Origin of the sequence: Micromonospora radicis (assembly GCF_003583405.1) — a bacterium.
GTDB classification, from domain to species: Bacteria; Actinomycetota; Actinomycetes; order Mycobacteriales; family Micromonosporaceae; genus Micromonospora; species Micromonospora radicis.
Genome location: NZ_QXEC01000007.1, coordinates 67,498 through 82,465, shown reverse-complemented (window position 1 = coordinate 82,465; position 14,968 = coordinate 67,498). Strand labels below are relative to the sequence as shown.

Sequence of the window (14,968 nt, the reverse complement as noted above, 5' to 3'; positions counted from 1 at the left end):
CCGATGACGTCACGGTCACTCTGCGGCGGCGCGATGCTGTGCCGAAACCCATGATCGGACAGTGCGGACGGTCTGTACCGCCACAAGTGCGGCACGTTGCCGTTGCGGTCAGACGGTGACCACGAGCTTGCCGAAGGTGTGCGTACGGGCGAAGTCGGTCAGCGCCCGTACGCCGTCGTCGAGGCGGTACCGGCGACCGACCGTCACGCGCAGACCGGCCACGTCGGACATCCCGCCGAGCCGCCCCTGCGTGTCGAGCACCAGTTCGAAGTGGACGTCGTCCCGGTCGAGGTAGTCGGGCCGGGGCGGCGGGAAGGTGATGGTGTAGAGCCGCCCTCCCGGCCGCAGGGCCTGACCGACCCGGCGCAGCCGGTCGCTGGGCAGCACCAGGTTGAACGCCACGTCGACCGGGCCGGGGTACGGGTCGTCGTAGCCGATCACCTCGCTGGCACCCAGGGCAAGTAGCGCCTCCGCGTCGGCCGGTTTGCCGGTGGCGATCACCCGGGCGGGGCGCAGCAACGGCAGCAGCGTGGTGCCGACGCCGCCGGTGGCGCCGACGACCAGGAGGGTGTCCCCGGCCGAGGGGGCGGCGGTGGCGATCAGCGCGCGGGCGGTGAGGCCGGCGGTCGGCAGCGCGGCCGCGTCGGCGACCGTCAGCCCGGGTGGCCGGTGGGCGATGAACGGCGTGTCCGCCTCGAAGACGGCGTACTCGGCGAGGGTGCCGGTGGTCAGGCTGGGTCGACCGGCGCCCATCATCGCCCGCAGTGCCCGGGGTACGGCGTGGCCGAACACCTCGTCGCCGACCCGGTACGCGGTGACGTCGGGGCCGACGTCACTGACCGTTCCCGCGAAGTCGTTGCCGGGGACGTGCGGGAAGGTGAGGTCGGCGACGCCCCGGAGTTCGCCGCCCGGCACCCGCAGGTCGATCGAGTTGATCGACGCGGCGGCGATCCGTACCTGGATCTGTCCCGGGCCGGGGTGGGGGACCGGCAGGTCGGCGACGGTGAACTGCTCAGGGGGACCGTAGTCGGTGGCAATGACAGCCTTCATGTCTCCCTCACCGTTAATCGGACCGGGTGGTCAGGTTATGGCTAAACGGACCGCCCGGTCAAGTTGTTAGGGTGGCGCCATGGCCACCGCCGATCGCCCGCTGCGCGCCGACGCCGCCCGTAACCGGGCGGCGCTGTTGGCCGCGGCGGAGGCGGAGTTCGCCGAGCGGGGGCTGGAGGCGTCGGTCGCGGAGATCGCCCGGCGGGCCGGCATCGGCAAGGGCACCGTGTTCCGGCACTTTCCCACCAAGGACGACCTGCTCGCGGCGGTGGTGCTGGATCGGGTCGACGGGCTCACCGCGCTGGCGAGTCGACTGTCGACGGCCGACGACCCCGGCGCCGCGCTGCTGGAGTTCCTCGACGCCGCAGCCAGCCGGCAACAGCAACTGGACCTGTCGTTCCTGCGCGAGGCCGGTGAGGTCAACGACCGCCTCGGCGCGTCCCGGGCGCGGCTGTTCGAGCAGGTCGTACTGCTCGTCGACCGCGCGCAGGCGGCGGGCGCGATCCGCAGCGACGTCACCGGCCTGGACGTCATCCTGCTGATGTGCGCGCCGAACCACGTGGCCGGCTTCGTGCCCGGCGCCCCGCCCGGACTGTGGCGCCGCTACCTGGCGATCATCTTCGACGGGCTGCGGTCGCCCGGCTCGGGGCCGCTGCCGCAGCCGCCGCCCGATCCGGTGGGGCACCCCGAACGCTTTCGGTCATCCTGAATGAAAGTTTGCTCAGGGGAGACGTAAGTATCGACGTGGCCGGGTGGGGGGCGTTAGTCTCCGAGCCGAACAGCCGTCGATGTGAGGGGGCCGATGTCCCGGAAGACCGGTAGGCCCTCCTACCTGCTGACCCCGCCGGCCCGCGGGCGGCGTTCTTCGACCCGGCTGCTGCCCGCCGCAGTGGCGGCGGCGCTGGCCGCCGGGCTGGTCGGCGGGCTGATCGGCTACGCGGTGGGTCGACCGGGCGCGACCGAGTCGAGCATCGCGCAGTTGCAGGAAGCCGACGCCCGCCGCGACGCGCAGCAGATCGTCGAACTCACCGAGATGGCACATCGGACCGGAGAGCAGCTGGCGCCGATCCTGGTGGCCGTCCGGCAGGCTGCGGAGGCGGAGCGTCCGCCCGAGGCCGCACAACTCCGTCAGTGGCAGCAGACCATGCGGCAGCTGGCCGAGCAGTACGCCGATCCGCCGTCGGGAATGACCGCCACCAACGTCGCCCGCGGCGGCCTGCGCGGTGCGGTGGAGCAGGCGGCGGTGGCCGTCGACACGCTGGCCCTGGCGACCGTCGATGGCGCCACCGCGGCCGACGAGCTGTTGGCGCTGGCGGCGCGGCAGGCGACCCTCGCCGTGACCACCTGGTCGGTGGCGGCGACCCAGCTCGACCAGATCAACATCGACGCCGGCCACGGCCACCAGCACGTGCACCTCGACACCGGCGAGCCGGGCGGTGCGTTCGGGCCGGACGGCGCGGCCGAGGGGCACTCCGACTGATCTCCCGCCGGTTCGGTCGGCCCCTGGCGTGCCGACGCATTCCGGCCTCCGTGGCACTGGCACCGTCAACGGCCGATCCCTGCGCGGTCGGCCGACAGTGCCATCTGTGCTGCCGCCGCGCCCGTCCGGTGCGGCGACCGCGTCGGCCGGAACTTCCGATGAACTTCCGGAAGTCATTGACGGTTATGAAACAACGCTGTAATACTTCGGGTCCAGTAAGGCCGATGCGATCCCTTTGTCAGGGAATCGTGGGCAACATCCCTATCCCGCGAGTCCGGATTCATGCTGCCCGAATTCGGGGACCGGACCCGGAAGGAGCATCAGATGACCAAGGATTCTTCCCGAGCACCGGGACGGCCGAGACGGCTACGGGCCGCGCTGGTCCTGTCGGCCGTCGGCCTGTTGGCAGTGGCCGGAGCGGTGGTGCTGCCCGGAAGCGCCAGCGCCGCGACCACCCTGGGCGCCTCCGCTGCCGAGCAGGGTGGACGGTACTTCGGTACCGCCGTCGCGGTGAACAAGCTCAACGACTCGGCGTACACGACCATCCTGAACCGCGAGTTCAACCAGGTCACCGCCGAGAACGAGATGAAGATCGACGCGCTCCAGCCGCAGCAGGGGCAGTTCAACTTCGGCAACGGTGACCGGCTCGTCCAGCACGCGCGCAGCCGCGGCATGCAGGTCCGCGGCCACACCCTGGCCTGGCACTCGCAGCAGCCCGGCTGGATGCAGAACATGTCCGGCACCACCCTGCGCAACGCGATGCTCAACCACGTGACCCAGGTCGCCACCCACTACCGTGGGCAGATCGCCTGGTGGGACGTGGTCAACGAGGCGTTCCAGGACGGGTCCAGCGGGGCCCGCCGCGACTCGAACCTCCAGCGCACCGGCAACGACTGGATCGAGGCCGCCTTCCGGGCCGCCCGCCAGGCGGACCCGAACGCCCAGCTGTGCTACAACGACTACAACATCGACAACTGGACCGACGCCAAGACCCAGGCCGTCTACCGGATGGTTCAGGACTTCAAGAACCGGGGCGTACCGATCGACTGTGTGGGCCTGCAGTCGCACTTCACCGGCGGTTCGAACTACCCGGGTAACTACCGCACCACGCTGTCCAGCTTCGCCGCCCTCGGCGTCGACGTGCACATCACCGAGCTGGACATCCGCAACGCGCCGAGCGACGCCTACCGCAACGTGGTCAACGACTGCCTCGCCGTATCGCGTTGCAAGGGCATCACCGTGTGGGGCATCCGCGACTCCGACTCGTGGCGCTCCAACGAGAGCCCACTGCTCTTCGACGGCAACGGCAACAAGAAGGCCGCCTACAACGCCGTACTCACCGCGTTGAACAGCGGCAACCCGGGTGGCGGCGACCCCACTCCGGCGCCCACGACCCCGGCGCCCGGCGGCTGCACCGCCACGATCACGCCCGGCCAGGTCTGGGGTGACCGCTACAACACGTCGGTGACCGTCAGCGGCGCCAGCACGTGGTCGGTGGTCGTCGTCATCACCGCGCCGCAGCGCATCTCCGCCACCTGGAGCGGCAACCCCACCTGGGACGGCAGCGGCAACGTGATGACGATGCGCTCCAACGGCAGCGGCAACACGTTCGGCTTCACCACGATGATGAACGGCAACTCCAGCGCCCGGCCGCAGATCAGGTCCTGCACCGTGGGCTGACCTCACCCGCTTCGTCGGCCGTGCGGATTGCCCGCACGGCCGACAGCGCGTCATGACCACTGGGCCGCCGCGACGACGTGCGGGATCACACCGGATCGGGCGCTCGTGCCTGGGCGGTCAGCGCGGCGCCGGGCGGTAGTCGAACCAGTCGAAGGAGGCACTGCCCCCGGTGACGTAGAGGCCGAACACCCGGCCGGTGAAGCCGGCGGCGACCTCGGTGGACAGGTAGCGGCCGTCGAGTTCGGCGAGCACGACCGGGCCGTCGTCGGTCAGCACCGCGAGGCTGACCGTGTCGCAGGCGGCGGGGCGTACCCCGAAGGGGGCGTCGGGGGCCGCGACCTGGTCGGCGGCGGTCACCGTCGGTGGGAGCACATCGGCGGTACGGGTGGCGATGGTCAGGGTGACCGGGCCCGGCGGCACCGACAGCTCGCCGAAGACCTGGCGGAACGGACCCACCCGGCCGCCGACCCGCACCCGGCCGTCGCAGACCTCGATGTCGTAGTGGTGGGCCTCGTCGACGCGCAGCGTCAGCCCGGCCCGGCCGGCACCGGGGTCGACGCGGACCCCGGCCCGGCAGTCGTGGTGCTCCTGGCGCCGGACCACCATCGTCGCGCCGGCCCGGTCGAGGGTGCTTCCGGCGGCGTGCAGGGTGAGCCAGCCGGGGCGGTCGGTCAGCGACCAGCTGGACGACGGCCGGTCCCGCAGCGACATCCACTGCGGTGCGAGCGCGGCCGTGTCGAAGTCATCCCGGTACCCACCCGGCGCGGACGGGGCGGCCAGGGCGGGCGGGCTGCCGGGCGGTGCGACCGTCACCTCCTCGACCGGGTCCACCACCGGCCAGCCGTCCACCCACCGCACCGGCGCCAGGAAGGTCTCCCGGCCGAGCACGTGGTACGGCGGCCACTGCCCCCTGGCCCGGATGCCGAGCAGCACCAGCCACCAGCTGCCGTCGGTCGCCTGCACCAGGTCGGCGTGGCCGGTGGCCTGCACCGGCCGGTTCGTGCTCCGGTGGGTCAGGAACGGGTTGACCGGTCCCGGCTCGAACGGGCCGCGGATGTTCCGGGAGCGGGCGACGGAGACGGCGTGCCCGGTGTGCGTACCGCCCTCGGAGACCAGCAGGTACCACCAGTCGCCGATCCGGTACAGGTGTGGCGCCTCCGGGTACTGGCCACCGGTGCCGGACCACATCGGCACCGGACCCTCCAGCACGGTGCCGGCCGTCGGGTCGATCCGGTACGACTCCACCCCGGAGACGGTCAACCAGCAGTCCCCGTTGTCGTCCCAGGCCAGCGACGGGTCGACGTGCGGCAGGTCGAAGTGGACCGGCTCGGACCACGGCCCGGCCGGGTCGGTGGCGGTGACCAGCAGGTGTCGGCCGATGCTGACGTTGGTGGTGACCATCCAGAACCGGCCGTCGTGGTGGCGGATGGTCGGCGCGAAGACGCCGCCCGAAGCGTGCGTGTCCGGCGGCAGTTCGAGCTGGCTCGGCCGGTCCAGCACGTTGCCGATCTGCCGCCAGTTCACCAGGTCACGGCTGTGGAGGATCGGCACGCCGGGGAAGTACTCGAAGCTGGAACAGACCAGGTAGTAGTCCTCGCCGACGCGGCACACGCTCGGATCGGGATGGAAGCCGGGGACGACGGGATTACGGAAGGTGGCGGCATCGGTCATACGTGTCGATGCTAGGCCGTGTGTCGAAGTTGGCGGTGGCGGCGATGAGATTCCGGTTCGACCCAGGCTCTAACCGACGACGCAGTTCGGCTGGCCGGAGACAGACCCGCGGGTAGGCGTGATTTCACCCTGAAATTTTTATTTCACCATGAAATCAGCGCTCTGGAGGTAACCCACTCCCGGGCTACCAGCCACGGCGCCGCCGCCGATCATCCGCCGCTGTCTATCGATCACCGGCCCGCCGCGTCCGACTTCGAGACACGACCGAGGCGTTGACCGGCTCGCCGCGGGCCCGGCGGACCTACGCTCGGGTGCCCGCCGCCGTGACGCCCCGGTCGCAACGGACGATCGGGGCAGGCGCACGGCGAACGACTTCGTTGACGGCGGTTTCCGGCTGTCGTACCTTCACACTGACATCCATCGATTCAGGGCATGGTGGCTGAGCCGGCGCCTTGTCCGCCGGGCGACCCCGGGCACGGTCGCCGGGCGAGATGGGCCGCGACGTCACGACCTGCGCCTCGGCGCTGGTCCGAGCGTCGCGCACGCCGCCGCCGGCCGCCGTGTCGACCCCACGATCGTCCCGATCGGGCGCGATCGCGTCGACGTGAGCGCGAACATGTCGAGTGCTTCGGCCGGCGGTCCGCTACCGAAGGAGAGATCCATGGTGAAGCGCCATCGCCTCACGCTGCTGGCCGTCACGGTGACGGTCGCCGTCGTCACCGCCACCGTCGGGGTCGCCGTCGCCCAGGCCGCCGCGGTCGGCTGCGCCGTGCGGTACGCCGTCTCCGCCCAGTGGCAGGGCGGCTTCAACGCCGACGTGACCATCACCAACCTCGGCGACCCGGTGTCGTCCTGGCGGCTCGTCTGGTCCTACGGCGCCGGTCAACGGGTCACGCAGGCGTGGAACGCCACGGTGACCCAGAGCGGCAGTCAGGTGACCGCGACCAACGTGTCGTACAACGGCGCGATCGGCACCAACGGCGCCGCCGGTTTCGGCTTCAGCGGCTCGTGGAGCGGCAGCAATCCGGCACCGACGACGTTCACGCTCAACGGGGTGACCTGCACCGGTTCCGGCAACCCCGGCCCGACGCCGTCCCCGACCGTCACCACCCCGCCGCCGGTCGGGGACTACGCGCCCGTCGGCCCGCTCTGCCGCAGCAGCGACCTGATCGACATCGGCAAGTACTGGATCCCCAACAACCAGTGGGGCGCCACCGGCGCGACGGGCAGCCAGTGCATCTGGACCAACGGTGGGTCGGGGGACCGGATCCGGTGGGGGACCGACTACACCTGGAGCGGTGACGCCGGCAGCGTGAAGTCGTACGCGGCGGCGATCCTCGGGTGGCACTGGGGCTGGCGGCGGCCGAACACCGGGCTGCCCGTGCAGGTCTCCGCGAACCGCAACGTCAACACGTCCTGGCAGTTCACCGTCACCGGCAGCGGCAACATGAACGTCGCGTACGACATGTGGTTCCACCCGATGGCCAATCCCGGCGCGGGTGACCAGCCCACCGACGAGCTGATGATCTGGCTGTACCGCGCCAACGCCTACCCCGCCGGCACCCGCCAGGGCACCGTCACCATCGCCGGCACCACCTGGGAGGTGTGGCGTGGCTACGTGGGCACCTGGAACGTCTACTCGTACGTGCGGACCAGCAACACCACCAACGCGTCGCTCAACATCCGCGACTTCACCAACGACGTGGTCTCCCGTGGCTGGATGAGTAGCTCGAAGTACCTGACCAGCGTCCAGGCCGGACCGGAGATCTTCACCGGCGGCGGCCAGGTGCAGACCGGCTCCTACTCGGTCACCATCGGCTGACCGGCATCGAGGAGCGTCATTGACCGCTACCGTTAACACTCTTTAAGATTTGGCTGCCTCGAGGAACCGACCCAGTCCACCCGTACGCCCCGGCGGGCGCCGACCATCGGCACCCGCCGGGACGGCACGGCGCCGCTACCTGCCAACGGGAAGGCCCTCGATGTCCTCACCACGTCCCCGCCCCCGCTCGGCCCTGGCCGCCGGCCTGCTCGCGCTGGTCACCGTCGGCGCGACCCTCGCCGTCACCCCGACCGCCGCGCAGGCGGTGGTCCTGCCGAACAACTTCAAGAGCGTCGGCTACATGCCGTCCTGGACCGGCAACGTCAACTCGGTCCAGTACCACAAGCTCACCCACATCAACTACGCGTTCGTGCTGCCCAACAGCAACGGCACCCTGCGCGCGGTGGAGAACCCCAGCAAACTCTCCTCGCTGGTGTCGTTGGGCCGGGCCAACAACGTCAAGGTCTCCATCGCCATCGGCGGCTGGAACGACGGCGACGACAGCGCCTTCGAGGCGCTCGCCGCCAACGCCGGCACCCGCACCACCTTCGTCAACAGCGTGGTCAACTTCGTCAACCAGTACGGCCTCGACGGCGTGGACATGGACTGGGAGTACCCGGACCCGGGCGCCTCGGCCAACAACTTCAGCCTGCTCATGTCTCAGTTGAGCAACGCGCTGCGCCCGCAGGGCAAGCTGCTCACCGCGGCCGTGGTGGCCGAGGGCTACTACCGCGACGGGGTGCCCACCGCAGTCTTCAACTACGTCGACTTCCTCAACATCATGGCGTACGACGGCGGTAGCCCACACGCCAACTACGACTGGTCGATCAACGCGGTCAACGGCTGGAAGGCCCGTGGCCTGCCGGCCAGCAAGGCCGTCCTCGGGGTGCCGTTCTACAGCCGACCCGGCTACTACACGTACACCCAGTTGGTCGGCATGGACCCGGCGAACGCCAACCGGGACTGCACCACGGTCGGCGGCGCCCAGCAGTGCTACAACGGCGTCCCGACGGTCAAGCGCAAGACCCAGTGGGCGATGGCCAACGCCGGCGGCATGATGAACTGGGAACTCACCCAGGACACCGGCGGCTCGACCTCGCTGGTGAGCGCGATCTACGACACCGTGATGGGCGGCACCCCGCCGCCGACCGGCCGGACCGGCCAGATCACCGGCATCGCCGGCAAGTGCGTCGACGTCGCCGCCGCCGGCACCGCCAACGGCACCGCCATCCAGCTCTACACCTGCAACGGCACCAACGCGCAGCGGTGGACGGTGGCCACCGACGGTACGCTGCGCGCCCTCGGCAAGTGTCTGGACGTCACCAGCGCCGGTACCGCCAACGGCACCCCGATCCAGCTGTGGGACTGCAACGGCACCGGCGCCCAGGTCTGGCAGGCGCAGTCCAACGGCACGCTGCGCAACCCGGCGTCGAACCGGTGCCTCGACGCCACCGGCAACAGCTCCGCCGACGGCACCCGGTTGCAGATCTGGGACTGCTTCGGCGGCGCCAACCAGGTCTGGCGCCTGCCGGCCTGACCCCGAACGGTCCGTCCACGCCGGCACCGGTGTGGACGGACCCTTCGGCGACTCCGCCCACCGGGTAACCCGTTGCACGATCCGCCGCGCCTCGGCCCGACACTGCGGCGACAGGGACGCCGGAGCGGGTGGGTGGGGGAGGTGGCCGCCGTGCCGCGAGCAGCTCCTGGCCGAGTGAACGAGCCGCCCGGGGACGCGGGCCCCGGTCAGGGGCGCAGGGCGTAGAAGCCGCGCCACGGCGCGCCGCCACCCCACAGCTGGTAGCCCAGGACGAGCGCCAGCAGGTAGCCGGCACCCGCCGGGCCGGCCAGCAGCCAACCGCCGCCGGCCAGCACGGCCAGCGCCAGCAGCATCGTCAGGTGCCGCCTCGCCGGCTCGGTGGAGCCGAACATGTCGAGTTCGACCGGGCTCAGCTCGTAGTTGCCGGGCGGTCGGGCACGGGCCGTGCTCGCCGGCCAGAGCCGCCCCACCCCGGCCACGTCGACCAGGTACATCCGCCGCAGCCCCGGGCAGCGACGCAGTTCGACGGTCAACGGCACCTGGCCGACGCCCCACGGATTGCGGTCCAGCCAGCGCACCAGCCGTCGATCCCAGACGATCCGCTGGTACCAGGTCTGATGCGTACTGTGTAGTTCGAGCCAGAAGGACGTCGGCTCGGTGCCCCAGTGCAGGCGTGCCACCCGTACCCGGGCTGTCGCCGGTCGGCCTTGCCGCAGGGCACCGAGCGCCCAGCGCCCGAGCCGCCACGTCCACGCCCAGGCCAGCACGAAACCGGGCAGCAGCACCAGTTGGACGACCACCGTGCGCCCGGGCGGTTCGATCTCGAAGAACTCGGGGTACGCCGGCATGACCTCGGCCGGCTGGGACGGGTCGTACCGTACCGGTACCTGGCCGCCCTCCGGATAGCTGGCGGTGTCCAGCGGCTTCCACCGCACCCGCCAGTCGTCGCCCGTGTGGTCGCGGTAGGCGACCTCGATCCGGTCGTCCGCGCCGAGCCGGGTCGCGGTGACGGTACCCAAGGCGCTTGCGGTCAGCGGCGCGTCCTGCTGCCGCTCCCACTCCGCCAGGTACCACACCGTGCCGGCGATGGTCACCCCCAGCAGCAGCCAGCCGGTGAGGACCTTCCCGAGGGCGAGGTTCGCCCGCTGCGGTACGCCGACGGGCGACAGCGGCGACGGCGCCCCGACCGCCGGGGTCGACGGCACGAAGGCGTGCCGCCACTCTTCCAGGTAGTTGCGGGCTCCTTCGGCGGTCGCCGCGTGCTCGGGGTCGACCGGAGGCGTCGTCGTCTCCGCCTCGGTGTGCAGGACGGACCGTAGGTGGTATAGGCCGAGCCCGACGAAGAAGACCGCGAGCCCGGCTCCCCACATCCAGGTCTGGCCGTCGGTGTAGAGGGTGCCCGCCGAGGGACTGCTGACCCGGCCCGCCACGGTCGTACCGTCGTCGAGGGGGTCGGGGTGGCGGTCCTGGAGCGTCACCGCGCCGATGCGGACGGCCCCGTCGGTGGAGACGAACGGCCCGGAACAGGTCCACTGTGGGCCGTCGTCGGTGTCGGCGTACACGCAGTCCTCGACGGTCATCGTGCCGGCAATCCCGCCGTGCTCCGCCCGGAACGAGTCGATCGCGAAGACGGACCCCCAGATCGCGCAACCGAAGAGGACCGCGACGAACGAGAGCATCAACCAGTCGTGGAGCCCGAACTCGCGGATCCGGCGCAACGGTCCTCCCGATCGTCGTCACCCCGTCGCGGCACGCACGGCCACCTGCTGGCGCCGCGGCCTGCTGCCACGGCCACCTGCTGGCGCCGCGGCCCGGTGGCGCGACGGCGGGGTGGTCGACACTGTAGGCGACCCCGGCGACCGGAGCGCCCAGCGCCGATAGTCTCGACGGATGACGGAACCGGGCACGGAGCGGGCCGCGGCGCTACTCGGCCAGGCCCGGCGGGTGGTGGTCTTCACCGGCGCGGGCATGTCCGCCGAGAGTGGTGTGCCGACCTTCCGCGACGCGCCCACCGGCCTGTGGCAACGCTACGACGCACAGGAGTTGGCCACCCCGGAGGCGTTCGACGCCGACCCGGCTCTCGTCTGGGGCAGTACGTCATGTGGCCACCCTCGCGCACGCCCGCCGTACCGGGCAACCGACTTCCCGTGTCGCGCGGGGCGGTCGGCGCGGGGCCCGGGAAGTGTCAGCCGGGGCGGCTATCCTCACGCCTCGTGACGTCGCAGTTGAACGAGATGCCCGCCGAACTGCTGGAACTGTTTCCGGACGAGGAGCGGAGAACGCTGTCCGTGCCGCTGCCGGCCGGGCGGACGGTCCGCGCCGACGAGGCTGCCGACGATCGACCGGTGCTGTGGCTGAGCGACGATCCGGCACCGGCCGGGCTGTGGTCCCGGTTGCACGCGGCGCATCCGGATTCCGGGCTGTGGCCGTTGCTGTTGGACGGTCTCGACGGTGACCCGTCCCGGCCCTGGGCTGTCGGCGAGTTCTGGCCGGAGCGCACGGCCCCGCTCGCCGGGCACGACGCCGAGCGGCTGCTGGCCGGCTGGTGGGCCGACTACACCGGCACCGACGACGGGAACGACACCGTGGCCGCCGCCCGGCGGGAGGCGATCACCGCCCCGTACGGTCGGGCCTGGCCGGGGCTGGCCCCGGCCGCCCCGCCGCGGGTCGCGGCGCCGCAGCACGCCGAGCACTGGGCCGAGCAGCTGTCGCAGGCCCAGCCCGCCATGCGGCTGGGCCTGGTGCCCGCCCAGCGCGGCAGCGACGCGTTGGCCGCCGTTGGCTGGCAGGGCGCGATGAACTACACCGGTCCGGCCGAGTTGTGCGCGGTGCTGGGCAGTTGGGAGGAGCGCTTCGGGGTGCGAGTGATCGGGGTCGGCTTCGCCGAGCTGTACCTCAGCGTCGCCGCGCCGCCGGCCGACACCGCCGCGGCGCTGCCCGTCGCCGCCGAACACTTCGCCTTCTGCCCGGACAACATCTGGCAGGGGCAACGCCCGTGCACGCTGGCCGCCTACGCCGAGCGCCTCGTCGACGCCCCCACCTGGGCGTTCTGGTGGGACTGAGGCGCGCCGGAGGCGGCTGCCCGACGGTTGACCGGCTCACGCGGCCGGAGGCGGCTGCCGGACGGTGGTCAGGGTGACCAGGAACGCGGCGTGGTCGGTGGTCCGGTCCATGTCGACGCTGCGGGTGGCGTCGATCTTCAGCTCGGCCGTCGCCATGAGCTGCTGCACCCCGCCGTCGTGCCGGTGCCCGTAGCCGGCCGGTACGCAGGACCGCACGTCGGGTGAACCGCCCTGCCGGAGGTTGAGGTCACCACTGACGACGGTGGGCCGGTGCCCGGAGTCGGCGTGCAGCTGTGGGACGGCCGTGCCGAGCAGGTGCGTGCACTGCGCCAGCGCCAGGGTGGCGCTGGTGTACGCCAGGTGCGTCGTGCAGGCGAGGAGGTCGGTGCCGGCCTCGACACAGAGCCAGGCGCGTTGCTCCGGGTCGGCCGGGTCCTGCGCCGGGTAGAACCCGTGGTGCACGGCGTGGCCACGGTCCGGTGCGGCGAGCCGCACGAGGACTCCGATGCCGTACCGCTGCCCGTCGACGCACCGGTACGGCTCCCCGGTGCGGCCGTTGCGCGCCGGCTGGAAGGCGGCCACCACCACGTCGTCGGGTACCTGCCGCATCGCTCGTTCCAGCGTGTCCACGTCACCGGAGCAGATCTCGTTGAGGGTGACGACCTCGGGTCGCTCGGCCCGGATCACCTCGGCGGCCTGGTCGACCGCCCGCCCGGTGTAGCAGCCCAGGGCCATGCCGCTGTTGCACAGGTTCAGCTGCAGCACCCGAAGCCGGACGGTCTCGGCCGGGCGCAGCACCGTACAACCGGCCAGCAGGGCGGCGACGAGGATCAAGCCGACGACGGGCCCGTGGTACGCGCGGCGAACGATGCACCTGCCCTTACTCGCGGAGGGGTGCCAAGCGTACCGGTTCCTGGTCCGCCCGGCGGCACCGTCGGGTACCGCCGCGCTATGAGGAAAGAGGTATGGGTCGATGTATTCCCGCTGCCCTCCGCGTCGTCCTAATCTGCGGCTGCCGGTGACCCCGGCGTTGCCTACCCGTAGGAGCAGACGTTGCGAGTCACTCCGGTGTTGCGTGCGTTCACGGCCTTGGCACTGGCCTCCGTCGCCGTGCTCGTCGTCCCGACCACAACCGCCGCCGCTACCGCTCCGGCCGCCGCCCTGGCGGTTCCGGACATCTCACTGACCAACACGAAGGCGCATCTGCAGCAGTTCCAGTCGATCGCGACCGCCAACGGCGGCAACCGACGCTCGACCAGCGCCGGCTACACCGCCTCGGTGGCGTACGTGTCGAACCGGCTGACCGCCGCCGGATTCACCGTGACCCGACAGAACTGCACCTCCGGCTGCACCAGTGGCGCCGGCCCGAACGTGATCGCCGACTGGCCGGGCGGTGGCGACCCGAACAGCGTCTACCTGTTCGGCGCACACCTGGACGGAGTCTCCGCCGGCCCGGGAATCAACGACAACGCCTCCGGTTCGGCGACGCTGCTGGAGATCGCGCTGACCCTCGCGGCGACCAACCCGAGCCTGACCAGCCGGGTACGGTTCGCCTTCTGGACCGACGAGGAGCAGGGCCTCAACGGGTCCAGGTTCTACGCCAACACGCTGCCGAGCACGGAGCGGGCGAAGATCAAGGCGTACTTCAACTTCGACATGGTCGGCTCCACCAACGGTGGCTACTTCATCAACCGGATCACCTCCGTACCCGGCCAGACCCTGAAGGCCTACTACGACTCCATCGGCGTGCAGACCGAGGAGAACACCGAGGGCGCCGGCCGCTCCGACGACGCCCCCTTCAACGCGATCGGCATACAGACCTCCGGCGTCGCGGCGGGCGCGTCCCGGGCGAAGACCGCCGCGCAGGTGGCCAAGTGGGGTGGCACGCAGAGTGCGTTCGACCCCTGCTACCACCGGGCGTGCGACACGTACCCGAGCAACATCTCCGACACGGTGCTCAACCGGGCCGGCGACGCGGCCGCGTACGCGTTGTGGACGCTGGCCACCGGCACCCCGGCGACGGTGGTCTGGTCGGACACCTTCGAGACGGCCACCGGCTGGACCGTCAACCCCGCCGGCACCGACACCGCCACCACGGGACAGTGGGAGCGGGGTGTCCCGCAGGCCACCAACTCCAGCGGCCCCAAGCAGCTCGCCGCCACCATCTCCGGCACGAACGATCTGGTCACCGGCAGGCTCGCCGGTGCCTCCGCCGGTGACTACGACATCGACGGGGGTACGACAAGCGTCCGCTCGCCCGCCATCGCGCTGCCCGCCACCGGTCCGTTGACGCTGAAGCTGTCCTGGTATCTCGCCCACGGCAGCAACGCCACCAGCGCCGACTTCTTCCGGGTCTCCGTCGTGCACAACGGTGGCACCACCGCCCTGTTCACCCAGCTGGGCAGCGCCACCAACCGCGACGCGGCCTGGGCGTCGGGTAGTTGGAGCCTCACCGGCTACGCCGGCCAGAGCGTGCGGATCCTCGTCGAGGCCGCCGACGCCGCCACCGCCAGCCTGGTCGAGGCTGCCGTCGACGACGTCGTCATCACCCAGGGATAGGACGGATCCGACATCCGGCCCGGTCGCCGTCCCCGGTACCGGGGACGGCGACCGCGGGGTGTGGCGGCGAGTCTCCTTGGTTTCATCCTCGTCGTGCCCGGCCTCGA

General features: G+C 71.4%; 11 protein-coding genes and 1 pseudogene. 8 read left to right on the top strand and 4 right to left on the bottom strand.

Features of this window, described 5'->3' with window-relative positions; all coding sequences use genetic code 11:
- Positions 1-108: 108 nt before the first annotated feature.
- Positions 109-1,050, bottom strand: coding sequence for an NADP-dependent oxidoreductase (locus tag D2L64_RS09740; RefSeq protein ID WP_119574583.1), 942 nt, complete (start codon positions 1,048-1,050; stop codon positions 109-111).
- Positions 1,051-1,129: 79 nt separating this feature from the next.
- Between D2L64_RS09740 and D2L64_RS09735 the strand changes: the two genes are divergently transcribed.
- The 3 genes from D2L64_RS09735 (at position 1,130) to D2L64_RS09725 (ending at position 4,210) form a co-directional block, all read left to right on the top strand.
- Positions 1,130-1,759: a TetR/AcrR family transcriptional regulator gene (locus D2L64_RS09735; RefSeq protein WP_119574581.1), complete on the top strand. Its 630-nt coding sequence runs from the start codon at positions 1,130-1,132 to the stop codon at positions 1,757-1,759.
- Between the two features lie 93 nt (positions 1,760-1,852).
- Positions 1,853-2,530 (top strand): hypothetical protein, encoded by a 678-nt coding sequence (locus D2L64_RS09730; RefSeq protein WP_119574579.1) that lies wholly within the window; start codon positions 1,853-1,855, stop codon positions 2,528-2,530.
- Between the two features lie 324 nt (positions 2,531-2,854).
- Positions 2,855-4,210, top strand: a complete 1,356-nt coding sequence (locus tag D2L64_RS09725) for an endo-1,4-beta-xylanase (RefSeq protein WP_119574787.1) — start codon at positions 2,855-2,857, stop codon at positions 4,208-4,210.
- 117 nt (positions 4,211-4,327) lie between these two features.
- Here D2L64_RS09725 and D2L64_RS09720 read toward each other — a convergent pair whose 3' ends face one another.
- Positions 4,328-5,881 carry a glycoside hydrolase family 43 protein gene (locus tag D2L64_RS09720; RefSeq protein ID WP_119574577.1) on the bottom strand — a complete coding sequence of 518 codons (1,554 nt, stop codon included), beginning with the start codon at positions 5,879-5,881 and terminating at the stop codon, positions 4,328-4,330.
- A 661-nt stretch (positions 5,882-6,542) separates the two neighbouring features.
- Between D2L64_RS09720 and D2L64_RS09715 the strand changes: the two genes are divergently transcribed.
- Together D2L64_RS09715 and D2L64_RS09710 are read left to right on the top strand one after the other, a co-directional pair.
- Complete coding sequence (locus D2L64_RS09715) at positions 6,543-7,703, top strand: GH12 family glycosyl hydrolase domain-containing protein (RefSeq protein ID WP_158603485.1); 1,161 nt, start codon at positions 6,543-6,545, stop codon at positions 7,701-7,703.
- Positions 7,704-7,863: 160 nt separating this feature from the next.
- The gene (locus D2L64_RS09710) at positions 7,864-9,240 is read left to right on the top strand and encodes a glycosyl hydrolase family 18 protein (RefSeq protein WP_119574575.1); all 1,377 of its coding nucleotides are present in this window, start codon (positions 7,864-7,866) and stop codon (positions 9,238-9,240) included.
- 206 nt (positions 9,241-9,446) lie between these two features.
- Here the strand turns inward: D2L64_RS09710 and D2L64_RS09705 are convergent, their stop codons facing one another.
- On the bottom strand, positions 9,447-10,958 hold the full coding sequence (locus D2L64_RS09705) for a DUF3592 domain-containing protein (RefSeq protein WP_119574573.1): 1,512 nt from the start codon (positions 10,956-10,958) through the stop codon (positions 9,447-9,449).
- A gap of 172 nt (positions 10,959-11,130) precedes the next feature.
- Between D2L64_RS09705 and D2L64_RS09700 the strand changes: the two are divergent.
- Both D2L64_RS09700 and D2L64_RS09695 read left to right on the top strand, forming a co-directional pair.
- Positions 11,131-11,331: pseudogene (locus D2L64_RS09700) on the top strand (Sir2 family NAD-dependent protein deacetylase); the annotation flags it as partial.
- Positions 11,332-11,453: 122 nt separating this feature from the next.
- Positions 11,454-12,302 (top strand): DUF4253 domain-containing protein, encoded by an 849-nt coding sequence (locus tag D2L64_RS09695; RefSeq protein ID WP_199714482.1) that lies wholly within the window; start codon positions 11,454-11,456, stop codon positions 12,300-12,302.
- A gap of 36 nt (positions 12,303-12,338) precedes the next feature.
- On the opposite strand, the gene D2L64_RS09690 is transcribed toward D2L64_RS09695, so the two are convergent.
- Positions 12,339-13,136, bottom strand: a complete 798-nt coding sequence (locus D2L64_RS09690) for an endonuclease/exonuclease/phosphatase family protein (protein ID WP_233558881.1) — start codon at positions 13,134-13,136, stop codon at positions 12,339-12,341.
- A gap of 237 nt (positions 13,137-13,373) precedes the next feature.
- Between D2L64_RS09690 and D2L64_RS09685 the strand changes: the two genes are divergently transcribed.
- Complete coding sequence (locus tag D2L64_RS09685) at positions 13,374-14,861, top strand: M20/M25/M40 family metallo-hydrolase (protein WP_119574781.1); 1,488 nt, start codon at positions 13,374-13,376, stop codon at positions 14,859-14,861.
- Positions 14,862-14,968 lie beyond the last annotated feature (107 nt).